The 19,993-nt window shown below is 72.0% G+C and carries 16 protein-coding genes and 1 tRNA gene; 9 read left to right on the top strand and 8 right to left on the bottom strand.

Going from position 1 to position 19,993, the window contains the following annotated elements:
* Positions 1-114: 114 nt before the first annotated feature.
* Entirely contained in the window at positions 115-888 is a 774-nt protein-coding gene (locus ACSMXR_RS14675; RefSeq protein ID WP_473172050.1) for an ATP-grasp domain-containing protein, read from the bottom strand.
* 99 nt (positions 889-987) lie between these two features.
* Here ACSMXR_RS14675 and ACSMXR_RS14670 point away from each other — a divergent pair, with 99 nt between their 5' ends.
* Entirely contained in the window at positions 988-1,860 is an 873-nt protein-coding gene (locus ACSMXR_RS14670) for an aminoglycoside phosphotransferase family protein (RefSeq protein WP_473172049.1), read from the top strand.
* Between the two features lie 14 nt (positions 1,861-1,874).
* Here the strand turns inward: ACSMXR_RS14670 and ACSMXR_RS14665 are convergent, their stop codons facing one another.
* Positions 1,875-3,953 (bottom strand): restriction endonuclease, encoded by a 2,079-nt coding sequence (locus tag ACSMXR_RS14665; protein ID WP_364884870.1) that lies wholly within the window; start codon positions 3,951-3,953, stop codon positions 1,875-1,877.
* 269 nt (positions 3,954-4,222) lie between these two features.
* Between ACSMXR_RS14665 and ACSMXR_RS14660 the strand changes: the two genes are divergently transcribed.
* Positions 4,223-4,861: a DUF4333 domain-containing protein gene (locus ACSMXR_RS14660; protein ID WP_137234723.1), complete on the top strand. Its 639-nt coding sequence runs from the start codon at positions 4,223-4,225 to the stop codon at positions 4,859-4,861.
* Between the two features lie 92 nt (positions 4,862-4,953).
* On the opposite strand, the gene ACSMXR_RS14655 is transcribed toward ACSMXR_RS14660, so the two are convergent.
* Together ACSMXR_RS14655 and ACSMXR_RS14650 are read right to left on the bottom strand one after the other, a co-directional pair.
* Positions 4,954-5,565, bottom strand: a complete 612-nt coding sequence (locus tag ACSMXR_RS14655; RefSeq protein WP_473172048.1) for a hypothetical protein — start codon at positions 5,563-5,565, stop codon at positions 4,954-4,956.
* Positions 5,566-5,713: 148 nt separating this feature from the next.
* Positions 5,714-5,786 (bottom strand) — tRNA-Arg (locus tag ACSMXR_RS14650).
* 229 nt (positions 5,787-6,015) lie between these two features.
* Here ACSMXR_RS14650 and ACSMXR_RS14645 point away from each other — a divergent pair.
* The gene (locus ACSMXR_RS14645) at positions 6,016-6,939 is read left to right on the top strand and encodes a phosphorothioated DNA-binding restriction endonuclease (protein WP_308342374.1); all 924 of its coding nucleotides are present in this window, start codon (positions 6,016-6,018) and stop codon (positions 6,937-6,939) included.
* Between the two features lie 163 nt (positions 6,940-7,102).
* Positions 7,103-8,851: a class I adenylate-forming enzyme family protein gene (locus tag ACSMXR_RS14640; protein ID WP_473172047.1), complete on the top strand. Its 1,749-nt coding sequence runs from the start codon at positions 7,103-7,105 to the stop codon at positions 8,849-8,851.
* Here ACSMXR_RS14640 and ACSMXR_RS14635 read toward each other — a convergent pair.
* Positions 8,838-10,115: a M6 family metalloprotease domain-containing protein gene (locus tag ACSMXR_RS14635; RefSeq protein ID WP_137234691.1), complete on the bottom strand. Its 1,278-nt coding sequence runs from the start codon at positions 10,113-10,115 to the stop codon at positions 8,838-8,840. The two genes, ACSMXR_RS14640 and ACSMXR_RS14635, sit on opposite strands and share 14 nt — an antisense overlap.
* 265 nt (positions 10,116-10,380) lie before the next feature.
* Here ACSMXR_RS14635 and ACSMXR_RS14630 point away from each other — a divergent pair, with 265 nt between their 5' ends.
* Both ACSMXR_RS14630 and ACSMXR_RS14625 read left to right on the top strand, forming a co-directional pair.
* The gene (locus ACSMXR_RS14630) at positions 10,381-11,040 is read left to right on the top strand and encodes a TetR/AcrR family transcriptional regulator (protein WP_218526054.1); all 660 of its coding nucleotides are present in this window, start codon (positions 10,381-10,383) and stop codon (positions 11,038-11,040) included.
* A gap of 168 nt (positions 11,041-11,208) precedes the next feature.
* Complete coding sequence (locus ACSMXR_RS14625) at positions 11,209-12,753, top strand: MFS transporter (RefSeq protein WP_473172046.1); 1,545 nt, start codon at positions 11,209-11,211, stop codon at positions 12,751-12,753.
* A gap of 98 nt (positions 12,754-12,851) precedes the next feature.
* On the opposite strand, the gene ACSMXR_RS14620 is transcribed toward ACSMXR_RS14625, so the two are convergent.
* A complete protein-coding gene (locus ACSMXR_RS14620; protein WP_137234688.1) occupies positions 12,852-13,364 on the bottom strand; it encodes a MarR family winged helix-turn-helix transcriptional regulator in 513 nt (170 codons plus the stop codon).
* A 266-nt stretch (positions 13,365-13,630) separates the two neighbouring features.
* Between ACSMXR_RS14620 and ACSMXR_RS14615 the strand changes: the two genes are divergently transcribed.
* Positions 13,631-14,413: a dioxygenase family protein gene (locus tag ACSMXR_RS14615; protein ID WP_103508191.1), complete on the top strand. Its 783-nt coding sequence runs from the start codon at positions 13,631-13,633 to the stop codon at positions 14,411-14,413.
* A 56-nt stretch (positions 14,414-14,469) separates the two neighbouring features.
* Here ACSMXR_RS14615 and ACSMXR_RS14610 read toward each other — a convergent pair whose 3' ends face one another.
* The gene (locus tag ACSMXR_RS14610; RefSeq protein WP_473172045.1) at positions 14,470-15,555 is read right to left on the bottom strand and encodes a questin oxidase family protein; all 1,086 of its coding nucleotides are present in this window, start codon (positions 15,553-15,555) and stop codon (positions 14,470-14,472) included.
* 611 nt (positions 15,556-16,166) lie between these two features.
* Between ACSMXR_RS14610 and ACSMXR_RS14605 the strand changes: the two genes are divergently transcribed.
* The gene (locus ACSMXR_RS14605; protein WP_103508188.1) at positions 16,167-17,168 is read left to right on the top strand and encodes a sigma-70 family RNA polymerase sigma factor; all 1,002 of its coding nucleotides are present in this window, start codon (positions 16,167-16,169) and stop codon (positions 17,166-17,168) included.
* Between the two features lie 131 nt (positions 17,169-17,299).
* On the opposite strand, the gene ACSMXR_RS14600 is transcribed toward ACSMXR_RS14605, so the two are convergent.
* Positions 17,300-18,373: a helix-turn-helix transcriptional regulator gene (locus ACSMXR_RS14600; RefSeq protein ID WP_473172044.1), complete on the bottom strand. Its 1,074-nt coding sequence runs from the start codon at positions 18,371-18,373 to the stop codon at positions 17,300-17,302.
* A gap of 61 nt (positions 18,374-18,434) precedes the next feature.
* Here ACSMXR_RS14600 and ACSMXR_RS14595 point away from each other — a divergent pair, with 61 nt between their 5' ends.
* Positions 18,435-19,985, top strand: coding sequence for an MFS transporter (locus ACSMXR_RS14595; protein WP_473172043.1), 1,551 nt, complete (start codon positions 18,435-18,437; stop codon positions 19,983-19,985).
* The last annotated feature ends 8 nt before the right edge of the window (positions 19,986-19,993 follow it).

Below are 19,993 nucleotides of genomic sequence, written 5' to 3'. Positions count from 1 at the left end.
GCCTGCCACAGTGCGGCGACGGGGCCTTCACCGCGCGAGGGCGAAGGCCGTGCGGCGACGGGGCCTTCACCGCGCGAGGACGAAGGGCCGTGCGGCGACGGGCCCGTGGCCCCCTCACCGTACGAAGGCACGGTCGTGCGGCGAAAGTTCGGCGGCGGGCCCGGCGGCGCGGAGGACGGTGTCGAGGGCGCGGCCGGGGTCCGCCTCGTAACATCCGCTGGCCCAGGCGGCGTTGGCCTCGATCACCGCCCAGCGGCCCTCGTCGTCCCGGCCGACGTCGACGACGATCGCGGAGGGCAGGCCCGCCCCGGCGGCCGCGATGACCTCCCGCCCGAAGGCGAGCGCGTCACGGTCCGGCGGCCCGAGCCGGAGCCGGCCGGCCTCGGCGTACTGCCCGGCCGTGTGGACGGCCCCGTCGAGCAGATGGAGCCGGTACTCGACGGCGAACGTCATCACGTCGCTCACCAGCACCACGGTCGCCGGGTCCACGGCATCGGGACCGGGCAGCCGGGACCCGTCCGCGTACACGAGCGCCGAAATGCTCTTGTCGTTCGGCGACTTGACGAAGGCGGGACGGCGCAGCCGGTACGCGTCGCCGATGGGCATCGCCCGGACGTCCCGCCGGGTGAGCGCCCGGGGGAGCCGGGCGAGCCAGTCGGCGGGAGCCTCCAGGAGGGCGATGTCGAGCGTGGGGGCCACGACGTCGGCGAAGGAGGGCCCGGCGTGCAGATGCACGGCACGGCCTCCGAGTTCCCCCTTCGATTCCGAAACGGCGGAGGCCGTGGCCTCCACGATCCGCAGCCCGCGCCGCAGCGCGGTGGTGCGTAACGTCCGTGCGGAGGCGGTGAGTCGGGGCGGAAGGACGAGGGTGCGCGGGGGGCGGGTCATGGCCGCTGATCCTCCCGTACGGGGTGCGCCGCGCCCCACCGAATTACCGGCGGGGCGGTGCACGTTGTGCGGGCCGGGCGCGCCTGGTTCGATCGCCGCATGATCATTGAACCGCCGCTCGTACGCGGCCTGATCGCCGCCCAGTTCCCGCGGTGGGCGGATCTGCCCGTGGAGGCGGTCGAGGCGAGCGGGACCGCGAACGCGATCTACCGCCTGGGCGCCGACAAGTCCGTACGGCTGCCCCGTACCGAAGGCAGCGCGGCGGATGTGGCGACGGAGCACCGCTGGCTGCCGAGGCTGGCCCCACGCCTGCCCTTCCCCGTACCGCTCCCGCTGGCCCAGGGCGTTCCGGGCGAGGCGTTCCCCCGGCCCTGGTCGGTCTGCACCTGGCTGGAGGGCACGAACCCGGGCCCCGGCGACGGCTCTTCGGCCTCCGAGCTGCTCGCGGCGGACCTGGCGGAGTTCGTGCTGGCGCTGCGCCGGATCGACCCGACGGACGCCCCGCCCGCCTACCGCGCCGAGCCCCTGGCCTCCCGCGACCGGGCGACCCGCGAGGCGCTGGCGGCCCTGGACGGGGTCGTGGACCGGGAGAACACCACCGCCGCCTGGAACGCGTCCCTGGCCGCCCCGCCCTTCACCGCCGACCCCGTCTGGGTGCACGGGGACCTCCAGCCGGGCAACGTCCTGGTCGCGGACGGCCGCCTCACCGCGGTCATCGACTTCGGCTGCACCGGCCTGGCCGACCCCGCCGTCGACCTGATCGCGGCCTGGTACCTGCTGACGGCCGGGGCCAGGGAGACATTCCGTACGGCGGTGGCGGCCGACGACGCGACCTGGACGCGGGGGCGGGGCTGGGCACTGTCGATCGCCCTGATGGAGCTCGCGCACTACCGGGATTCGCATCCGGTGATGGCGCGGATCGCGGCGCATGTCATCGAGGAGATCGTGGACGAGGCCGCGCAGCGGGCGTAGGGCAGCGCCAGGGCCTAGTCCACGTCTATGCCGTATTCCTGGACCAGCTCCTCCAGGCCGCCTTCGTACCCCTTGCCTCCCGTGACGAAATCCCAGTCCCCGTTCGCTCGGCGACGGAACGACCCGAGCACGAGGGCGGTTTCACCGGATCGACCGTCGGATACGTCCAACCGGCCGAGTGAGGTTCCCTCGGCGTCCAGCAGCCGGATGCCGGCGTCGGTGAACCTGGACAGGTCGGCCGCGGGGTTGGCGACAGGATCGATCGCGGCGATGACGACGAGGCGATCGGCGCGCGGGGGCAGGGCATCGAAGGAGACCTGGATGGCGGCTTTGTCCGGCGCGACCGGGACGAGCGCGCGGACCGTACCGTCCGGTGTCCGGGGGTTGTTGTAGAAGACGAAGTGGTCGTCGTCCAGAACCCGGCTGCCGTGGCAGACCAGCGCGCACACGTCCAGGGCGACGTCGCCCGACCAGTACATGCCCAACACGTTGTGGTCGTCGGCGGCGGTCTCGCTGTCCGGCGCGGTTCGCTGAGCGGGTACAGGACGCTCACCGCTGCCCAGTCGGCCGCGCAGTCCGTGGCGGTGCAGCAGATCGACCAGTTCGGAGCCCGCCACCAGCTCCAGGGGCTTGCCGTTGGCGAAGGTGTGCGAGCCGGGCCCGAACGAGGAAGTCGTCACCAGGACGCCCTTGTTGGCACCGGCGTCCTGGACGGTGCCGTACAGGTCGCGGACGGCGGTCGGCGGCACGGTGTTGCGGTAGCGCTTGACCTGGACGACGATCTTGCCCCCGCGGATCGGGGCCGGGTCCAGCGCATCGACGTCCACGCCGCCGTCGTTCGAGCGCTGGGTGGTCACGGCCTGCATGCCCATGGCCCGGAACAGGTCGGCGACCAGCGCCTCGAAGGCGATGGGGTCCATCTCGTACAGATCCGGCTCTTCGTCGCCTCCGTGGGTGACGACACCGTTGCCGACGTCCTCGGGCAGCCGGCCGGGTCGCACGGCCGCGTACTGGTCAGGGCGCGATGACAGCTGTGCCCGCAGTCCGTCCACCAGGCACGTGACGGCGTTCACCTGTTCCAGATGCAGTTCGGTGAAGGCCGAGCGTGGGGCCATCACCGTGCCGAGGAACATGGACGCGGGTCTGCCGGTCGTCGGATCGTGATCGTCCACGAACCCGTTCAACGCGACCGATTCCAGCGCACCGAACTCGTCGGCTGCGAAGAGATCGCGCAGAACCAGCAGGAGGCACTGGGCGAGCACATCCCGGTACAGGGCGCGGCGCTGTGTGACCGGCCGGGGCGACTCCTTCTCCTGGTCGGCATTGATCATGTAGCGGACCGACTTCGCCTCCGGAACGACGTCGTACCGGGGCAGCTCCCAGTTGATGACCAACTGGCGTGCGCTGCGGTCGTACGCCGCGGACACCTGGCGGGGCAGCTCCTCCGGCCAGCCGGTGGAGGCGTAGAGGGCAGCGGAGAAGTACTCCACCGTGGCCTCCGGGTCTCCGTTGCGCAGCCCCGCCTTCATCTCCTCGACTCCGGCGTTGTGGCGCCGGATCTCACCCAACTGCTGGTCGGCCCACTGTTGGTACTGCTGCTGATAGGCGGCCAGCTGGTGCTGACGCTGCGCTTCCGCGGCCTGTGCGGCCTGCCAGTCGCGCTCGAACCTCGCCCGGGCCTCGGCCTGGGCGTGAGCCCGCTGCGCGGCGGTCCAACCGCCCTGCGCCTGATACTGGTTGGGGTCCGGCATCCGGATCGGGTGCGCAAGCTGCCCCGGAGCGAAGGCCTCGATCCGCTCCGCCCGCGTCAAAGTGTCGGCCCGGAACGCCGGGGCCCTGCACCCCGTCGCCAGCAACCCCTGCAGCGATTCGACCCGCGCGTCGAGTTCCCGTGTGCGCCGTCGGGCCTCCGCCTCGCGCTGCTCCCGGTAGGCGGCCTTCTGCTCGCGGTAGCCGCGCGCCATCTCACGCTGGTAGGCGCGCTGCTGCCTCTCCTGATCCAGTTGGTACCTGGCTTGCGCCTCACGTTGACGTTGCTGTTGGCGCTGCGCTTCGGCCCAGACACCGACCAACCCATTGGAGCGACGACTCATGCTCTACAGGCCCTCCCCGCCAGGAAACCGGAGTGCGCGCACCAGGCCCCTGGCCCCCATAACCACCAGTAGTGAGACGACTCTAGTCGGCAACCAACGGCACGCCCATGCCCTTGCCGCAAATGCCCTCCGCGCCTCCCTGAACTGCGCGTTTCCGGAAGCGGAGGAGCGCCTGTCGACGGCGGACCGAGCCGATGCCGGGGAGGCCGGAACCGACTGATACGTTGGCCGCCCCAACGCTTGACATGAACATATCTCGGGGGAATGCGATGCAGCAGTCGGCACGGAGCCGGATCGTGGCGCGAGCGGCGGTGGGAGTGCTGGCGGCGCTGCTGGTCGCGGGCTGCTCGGTCAGTGTGGGCAGCCCCAAGGCGGTGAGCAAGGAAGAGGTCGCGAAGCAGGCGTCGGCGGCCCTGAGCAAGAAGATCGGCCGCGAGATCGACGACGTCACCTGCGAGAACGACCTCAAGGCCAAGGCGGGCGAGACCACGCGCTGCGAGGTGACCGTGGGCGGCCAGAAGCAGGGGATGACGGCCACCGCGACGTCGGTCGACGACGACAAGGTCAAGATGGACTTCAAGGTCGACGACGCCCCTGGCGCGGGCGGCTCCGCGGCACCGGACCCCTCCGAGCAGCCCTCCGGCACCCCGAGCGCCGGTGGCGGCGGGACGCAGACGGTGGACAAGGCGGAGGTCGCCCGTCAGGGCAAGGCCGCCCTGACGGCCCAGACGGGCCAGGCGCCCGACGCCTTCTCCTGCCCCCAGGACCTCCCGGCCCGGGTGAACGCCACCATCCGCTGCCAACTGGCCGCGGACGGCAAGCAGTACGGCGTGACGGTCACCGCGACCTCGGTCGTCAACGGCACCGTCAAGATGAACTTCCAGGTGGACAGCGCCCCGAACGGCTGACACACCGCTGCGGCCCGCCCCCACCTCGGCGAAGGTGGGGGCGGGCCGCAGCGGCACTCCCCCCTGTACGACCACGGGCGGTGCGGGTCGCGTCAGGCGGCCCGGAGCACGTCGCACGGGCAGGGACGGAATTCCAGACCGAGTTCGCGGTCCACGGCCGCGCTCGAACGTGTGGCGGCTTCGGTGACCTTCTCCCAGGAGCCGTACTTCAGATAGAGCTGATCCGCCGTCGGGCCGAGCGGGTTGCCGTACTTCTTCTGGTTGCGCGCCTCCAGCTCCGCGACCTGCTCCGGGGTCATACCGGCCCGGACGACGTCCTTGGCGTCGTTGCGCATCTGCACCAGGGTGCGGGCGATGTCCTCCTCCGAGCGCCCTTCGGTGCGCATCGCGCACTCCGTCCGCTCCATGTCCTCAAGAAGCTCGTGATACCGCATCCGCTGGTCCCGGGCGACCTCGCGCTCCTGTGGGGCCTCGGCCCGGATCAGGCACACGACCGGCTCCGGGCTGGTGCAGTCGCCCTCGTCCGGAGCCGCCTGGGAGACCGGGGCGACGATGACCGAACCACAGGTGTCGGACGACCGGCAGGGGGGCGCCCCGTGCTCGGCGGCGGCGGAGGCGGACGGGAGAGGGAGAAGGGCGACTTGGACGACCAGTAGCGCGGGAACCGCGCGGCGGGTCAGCGAACGCAGACAGTGCAGTGACATGCGCTCATCGTTCGGCAGGCCGACGCGGAACCGAAGCAGGGTGGGCCCGACATTCCCTCGCGGGCGGCCGACTCCACTCCGTCGAGTGAAGCCGCCGGCCCGAGCGCTTTCCTGGAGGAGAAGTACCAGGTCAGCTGGGTGATATGCGTGCCCCCGGCAGGATTCGAACCTGCGACACCCGCTTTAGGAGAGCGGTGCTCTATCCCCTGAGCTACGAAGGCGGGGATGCGACGGTGGCCCCGCCGTGCAGGCCGGGCTACCGCCGCCAGTGTAGCGGTTGGGGCGGCAGCGGTTCTGCGGGTCGGTGATCGTGTGCCCCGGGACTCGCGCGAGGGGTACCCGGGGAGTCGCCCGAGGCGGGGTGGGGGCCGGCGTCCGGCTTGTGCGGTCGGTCGTGGGTGGGGTTTGCTGCCGGGGTCCTGGGGGTTGCTCGGTGGAACGGCTGGTTCGGTGACGCGAGAAGAGCTGCTGGCCTTGCTGTCGGCGCTGAAGAGGGCCCGGGTGGGCGGGCGGCGGGCTCCGCACAAGCCGTTGCTCGTGCTCTGGCTGCTGGGGAGATTCGCCGGGAGCGGCAGTTCGGCGGTGACGTACGGCGAGGCCGAGGAGCCCGTCAGCCGGCTGATCAATGACTTCGGGCCGGCCGTGACGAGCCGGACGCGGGCGCGAGAGCGGGCCGCGATGCCGTTCGTGCACCTGGAGCGGTCTCTGTGGGATCTGCGGGACCGGGACGGGCTGCCGTTGGGCACCGAGGTGGCCGAACGGGGGAGTCTGCTGCGCGGCCGGGGTGCCCACGGGCGGTTCCGGCCCGAGGTCGAGTTGCTGCTGGCCGAGCCGGGCACCTTCGCGGCGGCCGCCCGGCTCCTGCTCGAACAGCACTTCACGCCTGCGCTGGAGCCGCTGGTCCGGGACGCCGTCGGTCTCGACCCGGACCTTCTCGACGAGGCGGCGCAGCTGCCGGGGCGGGGCAGGGCGCGGCGGCGGAGGTCCGGGTTCGCCGAGGAAGTCCTGATGGCCTACGCGTACGCCTGCGCGTTCTGCGGCTTCGACGGGGCGCTCGGCCGTAATCCCGTGGGCCTGGAGGCGGCGCATGTGCGGTGGCACAGTCAGGACGGCCCGGATGAGGTCGCCAACGGGCTGTCGCTGTGCTCCCTGCATCACACGCTCTTCGACCTGGGCGCCTTGGGGCTCCTGCCCGACCTGCGGATACAGGTGTCTCCCCTCTATGTGGCGCGTGGCCCGGCCGGGCGTGCCGTCGACGCCCTCCACGGGCAGCCGGTCGCGGCGCCCCGGCCCGGGCAGCCCCCGGTTGATCCGGAGTTCGTCCTCTGGCACGGCCGTCAGGTCTTCAAGCGTCCTGGTGCCCAGGCGGCGTAAGCGGTGTGGGCGGCGAGGTGGGTAGGGCCGGGTGGTCGCGCCCTTGGCGCTTCGCCTCCGCCCGCATAGCGTCTCGCGTGTCAGCAAGCAGCAGTGCCAGCAAGCACCGGTGTCAGCATCAGCACCGGTATCAGCATCAGCGTCAGCGCGAGAGAGGCCGTCCGTGCCGCACACCGTCCCGTCCCCGGACCCCGGAGCAGCCGAGGCTGCTGAGCTCGCCCGGCGTGCCGCGCGTATCGAGGCCGCCCTCACCGCGCCCGGCGCGCCCTTCGCCGTGGTCATCGGTGAGCGGGGGACGCCGGAGTACGCCGACGGGCCCCGTACGCTGCGGGAGTTCGTCGAGACCACCTGGGCCTACGGGGACGCGCCGTTCCTGATCGCGGGGGAACGGACGTACAGCTACGGGGAGTTCTTCGCGGCCGCCTCCGCCCTCGCCGTACGCCTGCGAGAGCGGTACGGGCTGCGCTCCGGCGACCGGGCCGTGATCGCGATGCGGAACCATCCCGAGTGGCAGATCGCCTTCTGGGCCGCCCAGTTGGCCGGTCTCGTCGCCGTACCGCTCAACGCCTGGTGGACCGAGGAGGAGTTCGGCCACGCCCTCGACGACTGTGAGCCCGGGGTGCTCCTCGTGGACGGGGAGCGGCTGGGGCGGGTCGCCGGCTGGGCCCGGCGGACCGGGGCGTACGTCGTCCTCTTCCACGGTGCGGGGCGGACGGTGGAGGGCCTACGCGTCGAGCGGTACGAGGAGTTCCCCGCGGCCGATCCGCTGGCCGCGCCGCCCGACGTGGAGCCCCGGCCCGAGGACGACGCCACGATCCTCTACACCTCCGGCACCACCGGCCGTCCCAAGGGTGCGGTGGCCACCCAGCTCGCCCAGGCCGGGGCCGCGCTCAACCCCCGCTACCACGCGGCGGCCTCCGCACGGGCGCGCGGCGTCATCCCGGGGCAGGGGCCCGCGCCGGTCTCGCTGATGACGTTCCCGTTCTTCCATGTTGCCGCGTTCACCGGCTTCTACGCCGCGATGGCGGCCGGCGGCGCCCTCGTCCTGATGCACAAGTGGGACGCGGACGAGGCGCTGCGGCTGATCCGTACGCACCGCGTCACGCACTTCTCCGGCGTCCCCGCCACCGGGCTCCAGCTGCTGGAGGCCGCGGAGCGGGCGGGCGACGGAGACGCTCTGGGGGGCCTCGGCCTGTTCAGCACCGGGGGAGCCGCGCCGCCGCCCGCCCTGGTCGCCCGTCTCACCGCCCGCTACGGGACCCGCGTCGAGCCCCGCAACGGTTACGGCCTCACCGAGACCAGCGGCGGGGTCCTCGCGCACTTCGGCGACGAGTACCGCGCGGAGCCCGGCGGCGCGGGACGGCCCACCCCGGTCACGGAGGTGCGGATCGCCGGGCCCTCGGGCGATGAGCTGCCCGACGGGGAGACGGGGGAGCTGTGGCTGCGCGGGCAGTCGCTGTTCCGCGGCTACTGGCGGGACCGAGAGGCGACCGAGGAGGCCTTCGGCGATGGCGGCTGGTTCCGTACGGGGGACCTCGCCGTGCGCCGCGAGGGGCGGGTCTCCATCGTCGACCGGATCAAGGACGTGGTGATCCGGGGCGGCGAGAACGTGTACTGCGTCGAGGTCGAGGGCGTCCTGCACGACCACCCCGACGTGGCCGACGCCGCCGTCCTCGGCATCCCGCACCCGGTGCTGGGGGAGGAGGTGGCGGCCGTGGTCCGGCCGCGCGCCGGGGCCGTGGTCACCGCCGGGGCCCTGCGCGAGCACGTCGGCGGGAGGCTCGCCGCCTTCAAGGTGCCCGCGCGGGTGCTCCTCACCGAGGAGCCGCTCCCGCGCAACGCCACCGGGAAGCTCCTCAAGCACCGGCTCCGGGCCCTGCTGGAGGCGGCCGCGCCCCTCACGGGCGCGTGACCCGTACCCGGTAGTTCCCGTCGTCGTCCTCGTCCAGCACGGATATCCGTACGCCGTTGGCCCGGTCGGTGAACGTCTGGCCGGGGCGGAACGGGGCGTCCGACAGTTCCGCGTGCACGTTGGGGCGCCGGGTGCAGCCGCCGCTGTCCTCCGTGGCGTCGGCGACGGAGACCGGTCCCTGGCCGGTGTCCACGTCCGAGCTGACCTTGTAGATCAGCACCCCGGGCCGGCAGACCGCCTCGTCGTTGCCCCCGGCCGTACGGACCTCCACGGCGTAGCCGGACTGGGCGCTCAGCGGGACGAAGGCGAGCTTGGTGCCGCCCTCGGTGGCCAGCGGGCCGAGCGTGTGCTCGCTGACGCCGGACTGCGAGGCGCAGCTGATCTGCTCGTTGTCGAGCCAGCCGAGCTTCCACTTGTGCCAGGCCAGGAAGTCGTTGTTGGCCCCCCAGTCCTCGGACATGATGTCCCAGTGCCCGACGGAACCGCCGCCCTCCATCGTGTAGAGGTCGGGGAGCCCGAAGACATGGCCGTTCTCGTGCGGCAGGACGCGGTAGCCGGTCTCGGCGTACGACCCCGAACCGTCGTCCTGGCGGCTGTAGACGAACGAGGTGTTGGCGAGCGGTACGCCGTCGGCCTCCGGGGCCTCGTCGTTGCCGGAGAAGGTCACCGAGAGCACGGTGTCCAGCGCGGAGGGGCCGGCGTTCGGGCTGACCAGGATGTTGACCAGGTCGTACTCCGAGAAGTCGACCCGGGGGTCGGCGGCCGCCACGATGTCCTTCACCAGCTGGCGGTAGCCCGGTTCGAACGGTGATCCGCGCTCTATCCCGTACTCCGTGAACGCCATCGGCATCCGCAGCCAGTCCTTGACGGGGGCCTCGGGCCGGTAGACGAGCCGGCCGTAGGAGCTGGTCCTGAACCAGTCGGAGGTCTGCGGGAAGAATTCCGCGTACCGGTCCGCCGCGGGTTCCGTGCCCTCCGCGTCCGGGAAGTCGATCATCAGGTTGAGCGCCCTGACCTCGCCGGTCGACCGGGCGTAGCCGGGCGGGGTGGGCAGGCCCTCGGACATCTGTACGCCCATGGTGGCGGAGATCCGGCACGGGGCGAGCGCGGAGTCCTGGGCGGTGGCCGCCGGGCCCGCCGAGGCGCGGCCGGTGGTCGGCAGGGTGGTGCTGGCCGAGGCCATGGCCGCTATGACCAGCGCGGTCGCTCCGGCCAGGGCGACCGGGCGGCGGTGTCTGCGTATCCGGTGGCGGGGCTGCTGCATAGAGGCGCCTTCGGGGTCCGCGGCAGTCGGCCGACCCCTGACTGCGCTCTGGCGATCAGCCTGTGCCGGGTGGTCCGGGGCCGCTCGCTGGGTGCGCCGATCGGTGGGTTTTCCCGTCGAGGCGATGTGACTCAGGTCACAGTGGGGCGGGAAATAAGCGGGGATCCTCTCCCCGTTTGCATACGTGTCCCCGCTAAACGGGGAAACGGTCCCCGGTTACGGGCAGGGGCCGACCGGCTACACAGAGGGAAGGAACGGCATCGTCGTGGAGACCGTCGCCGAGAACGCCGCACCGGCCGCACAGTGCCGCACGGTCCGCCCGCGGGCCGACGCGCTGCGCAACCGCGAGCGGATCGTCGCGGCCGCACGCGAGCTGTTCGTCGAGTTCGGCCCGGACGTGGCGCTGGACGACGTCGCCCGCCGGGCGGGCGTCGGTAACGCCACGCTCTACCGGAACTTCCCCGACCGGGCCGCCCTCACCCATGAGGTCGTCCTCGCGGTCACCTCCCGCACCACCCAGAAGGCCGAGGAGGCCGTCGCCGCGGAGTCCGACCCGTTCGCCGCGCTCAGCCGCTTCGTGCACGCGGCCGCCGACGAACGCATCGGCGCGCTGTGCCCGATGCTCTCCGGCGTCTTCGACAAGGACCACCCCGAACTGCTCGCCGAGCGCCGGCGCCTCGAAGAGGCCGTCGAAGGGCTCGTGGCGCGCGCCATGTCCGCGGGGCGGCTGCGTACCGACATCGCCGTCGGTGACGTACTCGTCGCCCTCTCCCAGCTCACCCGGCCGCTCCCCGGCATCGCCTGCCAGGGAATCGACCGGTTCACCCACCGCCACCTGCAGCTGTTCCTGGACGGCCTGGAGACCCCGGCCCGCTCGGAGCTGCCCGGATCGGCGGCGACCTTGGAGGACCTGCGGCGCCCCTGACGCCCGCACCGACCTGAGCCTTCCGGGCGGCATGTCACCGCCCCCGTACACGTAGTCGTTCCCCTCCGTCACATCCCACTTCATCCGTCGCGCGTACACCGGTACGTACCGCCGACGCCCACTTCGCGACGCCTCGGCGCCCTCGCACGTCCTTAGGTGGCTACACCCATGCCAAAAACAGCCGGTCTGTCCCGAGCGGCAGACGCCGCCCTTCCCGATCCGAGCCGTTGGAAAGCCCTCGCCTTCATCGCGCTCGCCCAGCTGATGGTCGTCCTCGACGCGACCATCGTGAACATCGCGCTGCCCTCCGCCCAGACCGACCTCGGCATCTCCGACGGCAACAAGCAGTGGGTCATCACCGCATACGCCCTCGCCTTCGGCGGGCTGCTCCTCTTCGGCGGCCGGATCGCCGACCTCTGGGGCCGTAAGCGCACCTTCGTCGTCGGTCTGATCGGCTTCGCCCTGGCCTCCGCGCTCGGCGGCGCGGCCCAGAACGAGGCGATGATGTTCGGCTCCCGGGCCCTCCAGGGTGTCTTCGGCGCCCTGCTCGCCCCGGCCGCCCTGTCCCTGCTCGCCGTGATGTTCACCGACGCCAAGGAGCGGGCCAAGGCCTTCGGCATCTACGGAGCCATCGCCGGTGGCGGTGGCGCGGTCGGGCTGATCCTCGGCGGCTTCCTCACCGAGTACCTGAACTGGCGCTGGACGTTCTTCGTCAACATCCCGTTCGCCATCGTCGCCGCCGCGGGCGCGTACTTCGTCATCCGTGAGCCCTCCGGCGCCCGCAACCGCGCACCGCTGGACATCCCCGGCGTCGTGCTCTCCACGCTCGGCCTGGTCGCCCTCGTGTACGGCTTCACCCGCGCCGAGTCGGCCGGCTGGTCGGACGCGCTGACCGTCTCCATGTTCATCGCCGCCGCCGTGCTGCTGCTGGCCTTCGTGGTCACCGAGGCGCGCGTGAAGTCGCCGCTGCTGCCGCTGCGCGTCCTCACCGAGCGCAACCGCGGCGGGGTCTACCTCTCGCTGGGTCTCGCCATCATCGCGATGTTCGGGCTGTTCCTCTTCCTGACCTACTACCTCCAGGTCGTGAAGGGCTACTCCCCGGTCAAGACCGGCTTCGCGTTCATGCCGATGATCGTGGGCATGATCACCGGCTCCACCCAGATCGGCACCCGGCTGATGACCCGGGTCCCGCCGCGGCTGCTGATGGGCCCCGGATTCCTGGTCGCCGCGGTCGGCATGCTGCTGCTGACCCAGCTGGACCTGAACACCGGCTACGCGGCCGTCATCCTGCCCGGGATGCTGCTGCTCGGCCTCGGTATGGGTACGGCGTTCATGCCGGCGATGTCCCTGGCCACGCACGGCATCGAGCCGCGTGACGCGGGCGTGGCCTCCGCGATGGTCAACACCTCGCAGCAGGTCGGCGGCGCCATCGGCACCGCTCTGCTGAACACCATCGCCGCGAGCGCCACCACCGCGTACGTTGCCGACCACGCGGCCCGCGCCACGGACCCGCAGCTCCTGGAGCTCCAGGCCATGGTCAGCGGTTTCGCCGCCGCGATCTGGTGGGCGGTCGGCATCCTCGTCGCCGCGGCCGCCATCGCGATGACGCTCATCAACACCGGCCGCCCCGGAACGGGGACGGGCGGCGGGGCGGACGGTGCGTCCGGCGCGGGCGCCGAGGAGGAGTTCAAGATCCCGGTCGTCGCCCACTGACGGCGACCGCCGCTCCCCTCCCCGCCCGGGCTCCCCGCCCTGGTTCCTGTCCGGGCTTTCTGCCCTGGCTTCCTGCCCTGGTTCCGCTCAGCGATCGCTCAGCGGAGCCAGGGCAGGTCCGCGTCCGCGCCCTCCGGCTCCAGGCCGGTCGCGAGCACCCGCATGATCTCCCCGAGGCTGCTCACCTGCTCGGGTGTGAGCCGGTCGAACATCGCCTGCCGTACGGCTTCGACATGGCCCGGCGCCGAACGGCGGAGCATCTCGTAGCCGTCGTCGGTGAGCACCGCGTTCTGGCCGCGCTTGTCGGAGGGGCAGTCCTCGCGGCGCACCCAGCCGTTCTTCTCCAGCCGGGCGATGGCGTGCGAGAGCCGGGAACGGGTGATCTTCGCGTCCCGGGCCAGCTCCGTCATCCGCATCCGGCGGCGCGGGGCCTGGGAGAGCTGGACGAGCAGTCCGTAATAGATGTGCGGCATGCCGGCATCGCGCTGCAACTGGCGGTCGAGGTGATCCTCCAGCAGCGTGGTGGCATGCCGATAAGCGCGCCAGGCGAGCTGCTCCTCGTCGGTGAGCCAGCGCGGCGCGCCGGTGGGTGCCGTGGTCATGTACTCCACTGTACGACCTTTTCTTGAAAGTTTAACTAGATAGGGCTAAGGTCTCCGGAGGTAGGAACTTGAAGCTTCAAGAATCCTGCCGAGGAGGCTCCCGAAAAGGGATCCCGCGTGGATCCGCAAGGATTCCGCAGGACCCCTGAACAACGATCCCCCGGATGACCTCGGGAAACTCCTGCTCGGACGAGTTCGTGACCGGAACCAGTGCCCTGTGCATCCAACGCGGTGCCCGGTGCCCCGGGTTCCGCGTCCAGTGGATGGGGAGTGCCATGACAGCCACCGCGGAGCGGATGCCCGCTCTCTACCTCTCGCACGGCGCACCGCCGCTGGCCGACGATCCCGTCTGGCCCGGCGAACTCGCCGCCTGGTCCGCGGGGCTGCCCCGCCCGCGGGCGATCCTGATGGTCTCCGCCCACTGGGAGGAGGCGCCGCTCGCGCTGGGCGCCACCGAGCCGGTGCCGCTCGTGTACGACTTCTGGGGCTTCCCCGAGCACTATTACGCGGTGCGGTACGGGGCCCCCGGCGCGCCGCAGCTCGCCGACAGCGTCCGCAAGCTGCTGCGCGGCGCCGGTACGCCGGTCCAGGACATCCCGGACCGCGGCCTGGACCACGGGGCGTACGTACCGCTGGTGGAGATGTTCCCGGACGCCGACATCCCCGTACTCCAGATCTCCATGCCGACGCTCGACCCGCAGAAGCTGATGGAGATCGGGCGCAAACTCGCCCCTCTGCGCGACGAGGGCGTGCTGATCGTCGGCAGCGGCTTCTTCACCCACAACCTGGCCGCCCTGCGGCACCAGGGCGGCGGGGTGCCCGGCTGGTCGGCGGAGTTCGACGACTGGGGCGACCGTGCGCTGCGGGCCCAGGACATCGACGCGCTGCTCGACTTCGAGCACACGTCCCCGGCCGGGAAGCTGGCCCACCCGCGCACCGAGCACTTCGCACCGCTGTTCGTGACGCTGGGCGCGGCCGAGGACGAGCTGGACCGGGGGCGGAGCGTCATCGACGGGTTCTGGATGGGGCTGGCGAAGCGCTCGGTGCAGTTCGGCTGAGAGGGCTGAGGGGTACGGGGTCCGGGGTCCTTGCCGTCCTCGCCGCCCTCGCCGTCCTAGAACACCGGCGGGTTCAGCTCGATCGCGCGCCGGGCGGCGGAGAACGCGAGCGCGTCGCCCACGTCCAGCGCCGTGTCGGTGAACTTGATGGTGTGGTCGTCGCCGTGCGCCGCGGCCCGGGCGAACAGCTCCCCGGCGTCCGGAGCGGCCCCGGCCGACGCCGGTACGGGGGCCGCCTCCCGGGGCGCGTAGGCGGCGGTGACCGCCGCGCTCGCCGCCCAGGCGGCCCGCAGGCTCGGCGCCCACAGCTCGCGAGGCAGGGCGGGCAGGGTGCGCAGGACCGCGTTGGGCGCGGTCGCCGCGTGGACCAGCATGATCGGCTCGCCGTGCGCGTGGGTCGCGTACCGGTGCGTCGAGGCCCGGACCAGCTCACGCAACGCGGACCGGGCCGCCTCGGCGGAGGCGGGCTCCGGACCGGCGGGCTCCGGGGTGGCGGGACCCCGGCCCGGATGAGCGGCGGGCCCCCGGCCCGGACGAGCCGGCCACTCCGGGAACCCGGTCAACTGCGTGAACCGTTCCCGGATGCCGCCGCTCCGGTCGGGCACCAGCGGCACCAGGTCCAGCGCCGCGGCCGCGCTCGGGGCCGGGCCGAGCGGTGTCAGAGCGGGCAGCGGCTGGTGCCGGGCGGCCCAGTAGCCGAGCGCGTGGGCCAGCTCCCGGACGCGCGGGGCGGTCTCCTCGCCGGTGAGCAGGGTCCGTACGGAGTGGCCCACCCGGATCACCGGATGGGTGGCGCCCGCCGCGATGCCCGGCAGCAGCCGGGGCCACCACGCGGCGAGCACGTCACGCCAGGGTGCCCGGGCCGTCTCCCGCTCGAAGTACGCCGTCCAGTCGGCGACGCGGCGCGGGTCGCCCAGCGCCTCGTGCCAGTTCCGGGCGGTCACCGGGGCGCCGGTGACCGGCATCTCCTCCAGCTTCGGGCCGTAACGGTCCAGCCAGCGGTGCACGGCCGACGCCTGGCCGTGCCGCACCAGGGCCTCCACGGCCATCGGCGCGTGATTGCTGAGCCAGCCGTCGCGCTCCGGCCCCGAGACGTGGATGCGCTCCAGTGCCTCGTCGAGGGTGCCCGTGGTGTCGTCCATGCCGATCACGCTCCCGTGGTGTCAGTGCGGCTCGTGGAGTCAGTGCAAGTCAGTGCAGCTCGCGCAGTCCGTGCAGCTCGTGCAGCTCGTGTCGATCACGCTAGGCGTGCTCCGGTCGGGGCGGATCGGGCTGCGGTCCCGGTCGGTCCGGGACCGCGGTCCCAAGCCGACCGGCCGCGGTGGTCGGCCGGATCGGTCGGAGGTCCTAGGACCGGGCCCGCCCGGCACATCGCGGACGTCCTGAGCAACCCGAACGGCGACCGGCACGTCTTTCACGGCGGGAGCGCGGCCCTCCTGGACCCGGGTCCGGACCCGGGCCGGCCGGTCGGGGGAGAGGCGGGCGTGAAGGTGAGCGCGGTCTCATGGGCGCACTGATTCCGGGTATCCGGCCGGAGAGCCGGAAAGCGGCCCCACCGTCCCCGGAACCGGCTCTGACCTGCGCGTCCGGCGATAGCCGGAAGCTGCATCCGCCGGTCGGCGGCGGACAGGGTACTGCATGATCACGAAAATGAATGTGCAGCATGGGAATTCTGTCCGGATTCCAGTCGTTGTTTCCATCGGATGCAGGGCACCCGAAAAGGTGTCGCGACCTACTCAGCAAGGGAGCACGCATGGCAACCCGTGCCGTCGCCCGTCGTACGTCCACCACCACCGGTGGGACCGGCAGGGCAAGCAGTGTTCGCGCCGGGGGCGGGGAAATCGCCGACCGCGACCTGGTCGGCATGTACCTGGACGAGATCGCCCGCACACCGCTGCTCGACGCCGCCAAGGAAGTCGACCTCTCCCAGACCATCGAGGCGGGCGTCTACGCCCAGCAGATCCTCGACGGCGAGGTGGAGAGTGCCGCCGGTGACGCGAAGCGTGAGGAGCTGGAGGCGCTGGTCGCCGAGGGCGAGCGCGCCAAGGACATATTCATCCGTTCCAACCTCCGGCTCGTCGTCGCCGTGGCCCGCCGCTACCCGCGCGCGGGGCTCCCTCTGCTCGACCTGATCCAGGAGGGCAACGCGGGCCTGGTCCGCGCGGTCGAGAAGTTCGACTACGCCAAGGGCTTCAAGTTCTCCACGTACGCGACGTGGTGGATCCGGCAGGCCATCACCCGCTCGATCGCCGACCAGTCGCGCACGATCCGGCTCCCCGTCCACCTGGTGGAGGAGCTCGGCCGGATCCGTAGGGTGCAGCGCGAGTTCAACCGTGAGCACGGGCGCGACCCGGAGCACGCGGAGATCGCCGCCGAGCTCGACTCCAACGCCGAGCGCGTGGGCAACGTCCTGGACTGGGCCCGCGACCCGGTCAGTCTGAACATGTCCGTCGACGACGACGGCGACACCCAGTTCGGCGACCTGCTGGAGGACACCTCCGCCGTCTCGCCCGAGCAGTCGGTGATGACCCTGCTCCGCAGCGAGGAGCTGGAGGACCTGATCGGCAAGCTCGACAACCGGACCGCCTCGATCATCAAGATGCGGTACGGCATCGAGGACGGGCGTGAGCGGACCCTGACCGAAGTGGGCAAGCAGCACGGCCTCACCCGGGAGCGGATCCGCCAGATAGAGAAGCACGCACTGCTCGAATTGAAGCGAATGGCTCACGACACGGGCTTTGACGCTGCGGCGTGAGCCAATAACCCGTAATCTCCCCATCAAGCCGGTTCGCACCGGCTGACCGACCGGGTCATTCCGGTCACCCGACCGGTTTTTCGCCGGTCCCCGAGCTGAGCCCCGGCGCCCACCCCCCCCGGCGTCGGGGCTCATCCCTGTTCCGGGCCCTGTTCCTGGCACTGCTCCGGTTCCTGTTCCGGCCCTTGTTCCGGGCCGGAAGGCCGGTGCCGGTCCCCGGGCCGGGCGGCGCGGGTCAGCCGGGCGCCGAGACCCTCCAGGTACGCCACCAGCTCCGGCGGCCCCTTCACGGAGAACTCGCAGTCCACCAACGCCAGCCGCAGCGCCACCCACTCCAGCGAATCGGTGCACGAGGTCCGCAGCCGGCAGCCGCTCTCCCCGTCCGGCTCCGGCGCCCCGAGATGCGCGGGCAGCCGCGCCGCCACGAACTCCGCCGGCCCGCCGAACCACACATCGAGGCACAGCTCCGGCTTCATCCGCCGCATCGACCGGGCGAGGAACCTCGCCGCGTCCCCGCTCCCCGCATCACTCGCCGCGCCCTCCACGGGCAGCGGTCTCGGGACGAACCGGGCCCCGGTCGCGTACGGCTCACCGACCCGGTCCACCCGGAACGTACGCCAGTCCTCCCGGTCCAGGTCGTACGCCACCAGGTACCAGCGCTGCCCGGTGCTCACCAGCCGGTACGGCTCGACCTGCCGCTTCGTCCGGGTGCCGTCGCCGCTGCGGTACGCGAACCTCAGCCGCTCCCGCCCGGTGGCCGCCGAAGCCAGCGTCGTCAGGGTCCGCGGGTCGATGGTCGAGCCGTCGCCCCGGGTCAGCGGCACGGTGGCGTTCTGGAGCGCGGAGACCCGGTGCCGCAGCCGCGAGGGAAGCACCTGCTCCAGCTTCGCCAACGCCCGTACGGAGGCCTCGTCGACGCCCTCGATCGCGTGCCCGGCCCCGGCCCGCAGCCCCACCGCGATGGCCACCGCCTCCTCGTCGTCCAGCAGCAGGGGCGGCATGGCGGCGCCCGCCACCAGGCGGTAGCCGCCCACCGAGCCGCGCGAGGCCTCGACCGGGTAGCCCAGGTCGCGCAGCCGGTCGACATCGCGGCGGATCGTGCGCGGGCTGACGTCGAGCCGCTCGGCCAGCTCACCGCCCGGCCACTCGCGCGGGGTCTGGAGGAGCGACAGCAGTTTCAGCAGTCGTGCGGGGGTGTCGGACATGGCTTCAGGGTGCCGGACCATCAGGTCATGGTCTGACCTAATGGCCGCCTAGGTTCTTCCCATGCCTTCTTCCGCACCCCCGCCTCCCACGGCGTCGCACCTCGCACCGACCACCCCGTCCACCCCGCCCGTGCCGCCGGCACCGGTGAAGACACCGGTCGCACCCGGGTCCGCCCCGGTCGACCGGCGTCGCTGGTTCGCGCTCGCCATCGTGATGACCGCGGCCTTCATGGACCTGGTCGACGTCACGATCGTCAACATCGCGATCCCCAGCATCCAGCGCGAGACCGAGGCGTCGGTCTCCGCGATCCAGTGGATCACCGCCGGTTACGCGCTCGCGTTCGCGGCCGGGCTGATCACGGGCGGCCGGCTCGGCGACATCTACGGGCGCAAGCGGCTCTTCCTCATCGGCATCGGCGGATTCACGCTCGCCTCCGCCCTCTGCGGTCTCGCGGGCAGCCCCGAGATACTGGTCGCCGCCCGCATCCTCCAGGGCGCCACGGCGGCCCTGATGGTGCCGCAGGTCCTCTCGATCGTGCACGCCACCTTCCCGGCCCACGAGCGCGGCAAGGTCTTCGGACTGTTCGGCGCGATCGTCGGGCTCGGCGCGGTCTCCGGCCCGCTGCTGGGCGCGCTGCTCACCGAGTGGGACCTCTTCGGGCTCGGCTGGCGGCCGATCTTCCTGATCAATCTGCCCGTCGGCATCGCCGGTCTGCTCCTCGGCGCGAAGTTCATCACCGAGTCCAAGGCCCCCAAGGCGGTCCGCCTCGACCTTCTCGGCGTCGCCCTGATCACCCTGGCGATGCTGATGCTCATCTACCCGCTCACCCGGGGACATGAGCTGGGCTGGCCGCTCTGGGGCCATCTGTCGATGGTGGGCAGTCTGTTCGTCTTCGGGGCGCTGGCCCTGAACCAGCGGCAGAAGACGCTGACCAACGGCTCGCCGCTGATCGAGATGTCGCTGTTCCGGGTCAAGAGCTTCGCCGCGGGCATCGCCGTGCAGCTGACCTTCGGCGTCGGCCTCGGCATCTTCTTCCTGGTGTGGACCATGTACATGCAGATGGGGCTCGGCTGGAGCGTGCTGCGCGCCGGTACGACGGGCATCCCGTTCTCCGTCGCCGTCTCGGTGGCCGCCGGGATCTCCGTACAGAAGCTGGTGCCCCGCTTCGGCCGCAAGGTTCTTCAGTCCGGCGCGCTTCTCATGATCGCCGGGCTGCTGATCTACCTCTGGGAGAGCGAGCACTACGGCATGGCCATCACGTCCTGGCAGATGGCCGTCCCGCTGGTGGTCATGGGCGCGGGGATGGGTCTGATCGTGGCTCCGCTGACCGACGCGGTGCTCTCCGACGTGCCCAAGGAGCACGCCGGTTCGGCGTCCGGGCTGATCAACACCGTGCAGCAGATGGGGACGGCGCTCGGCCTCGGCCTGGTGTCCGTCGTCTTCTTCGGCGCGATCGGCGACCGGCTTGCGCCGGAGGCGGTCGGCCCGGCGTTCGTCGACGCCTTCCAGCAGTCGCTGTGGTGGGTGGCCGGGGTGCTCTCGGTGATCTTCCTGGTGATGTTCGCCCTGCCCGCCCGCCCCCGCGCGCACGTGGAGGGCGACCCGAACTGACCGCTGCG

Source organism: Streptomyces sp. DSM 106670, assembly GCF_055792845.1.
Note: the sequence above shows the minus strand (reverse complement) of the source record. Positions and strands in the feature narration are given on the sequence as shown.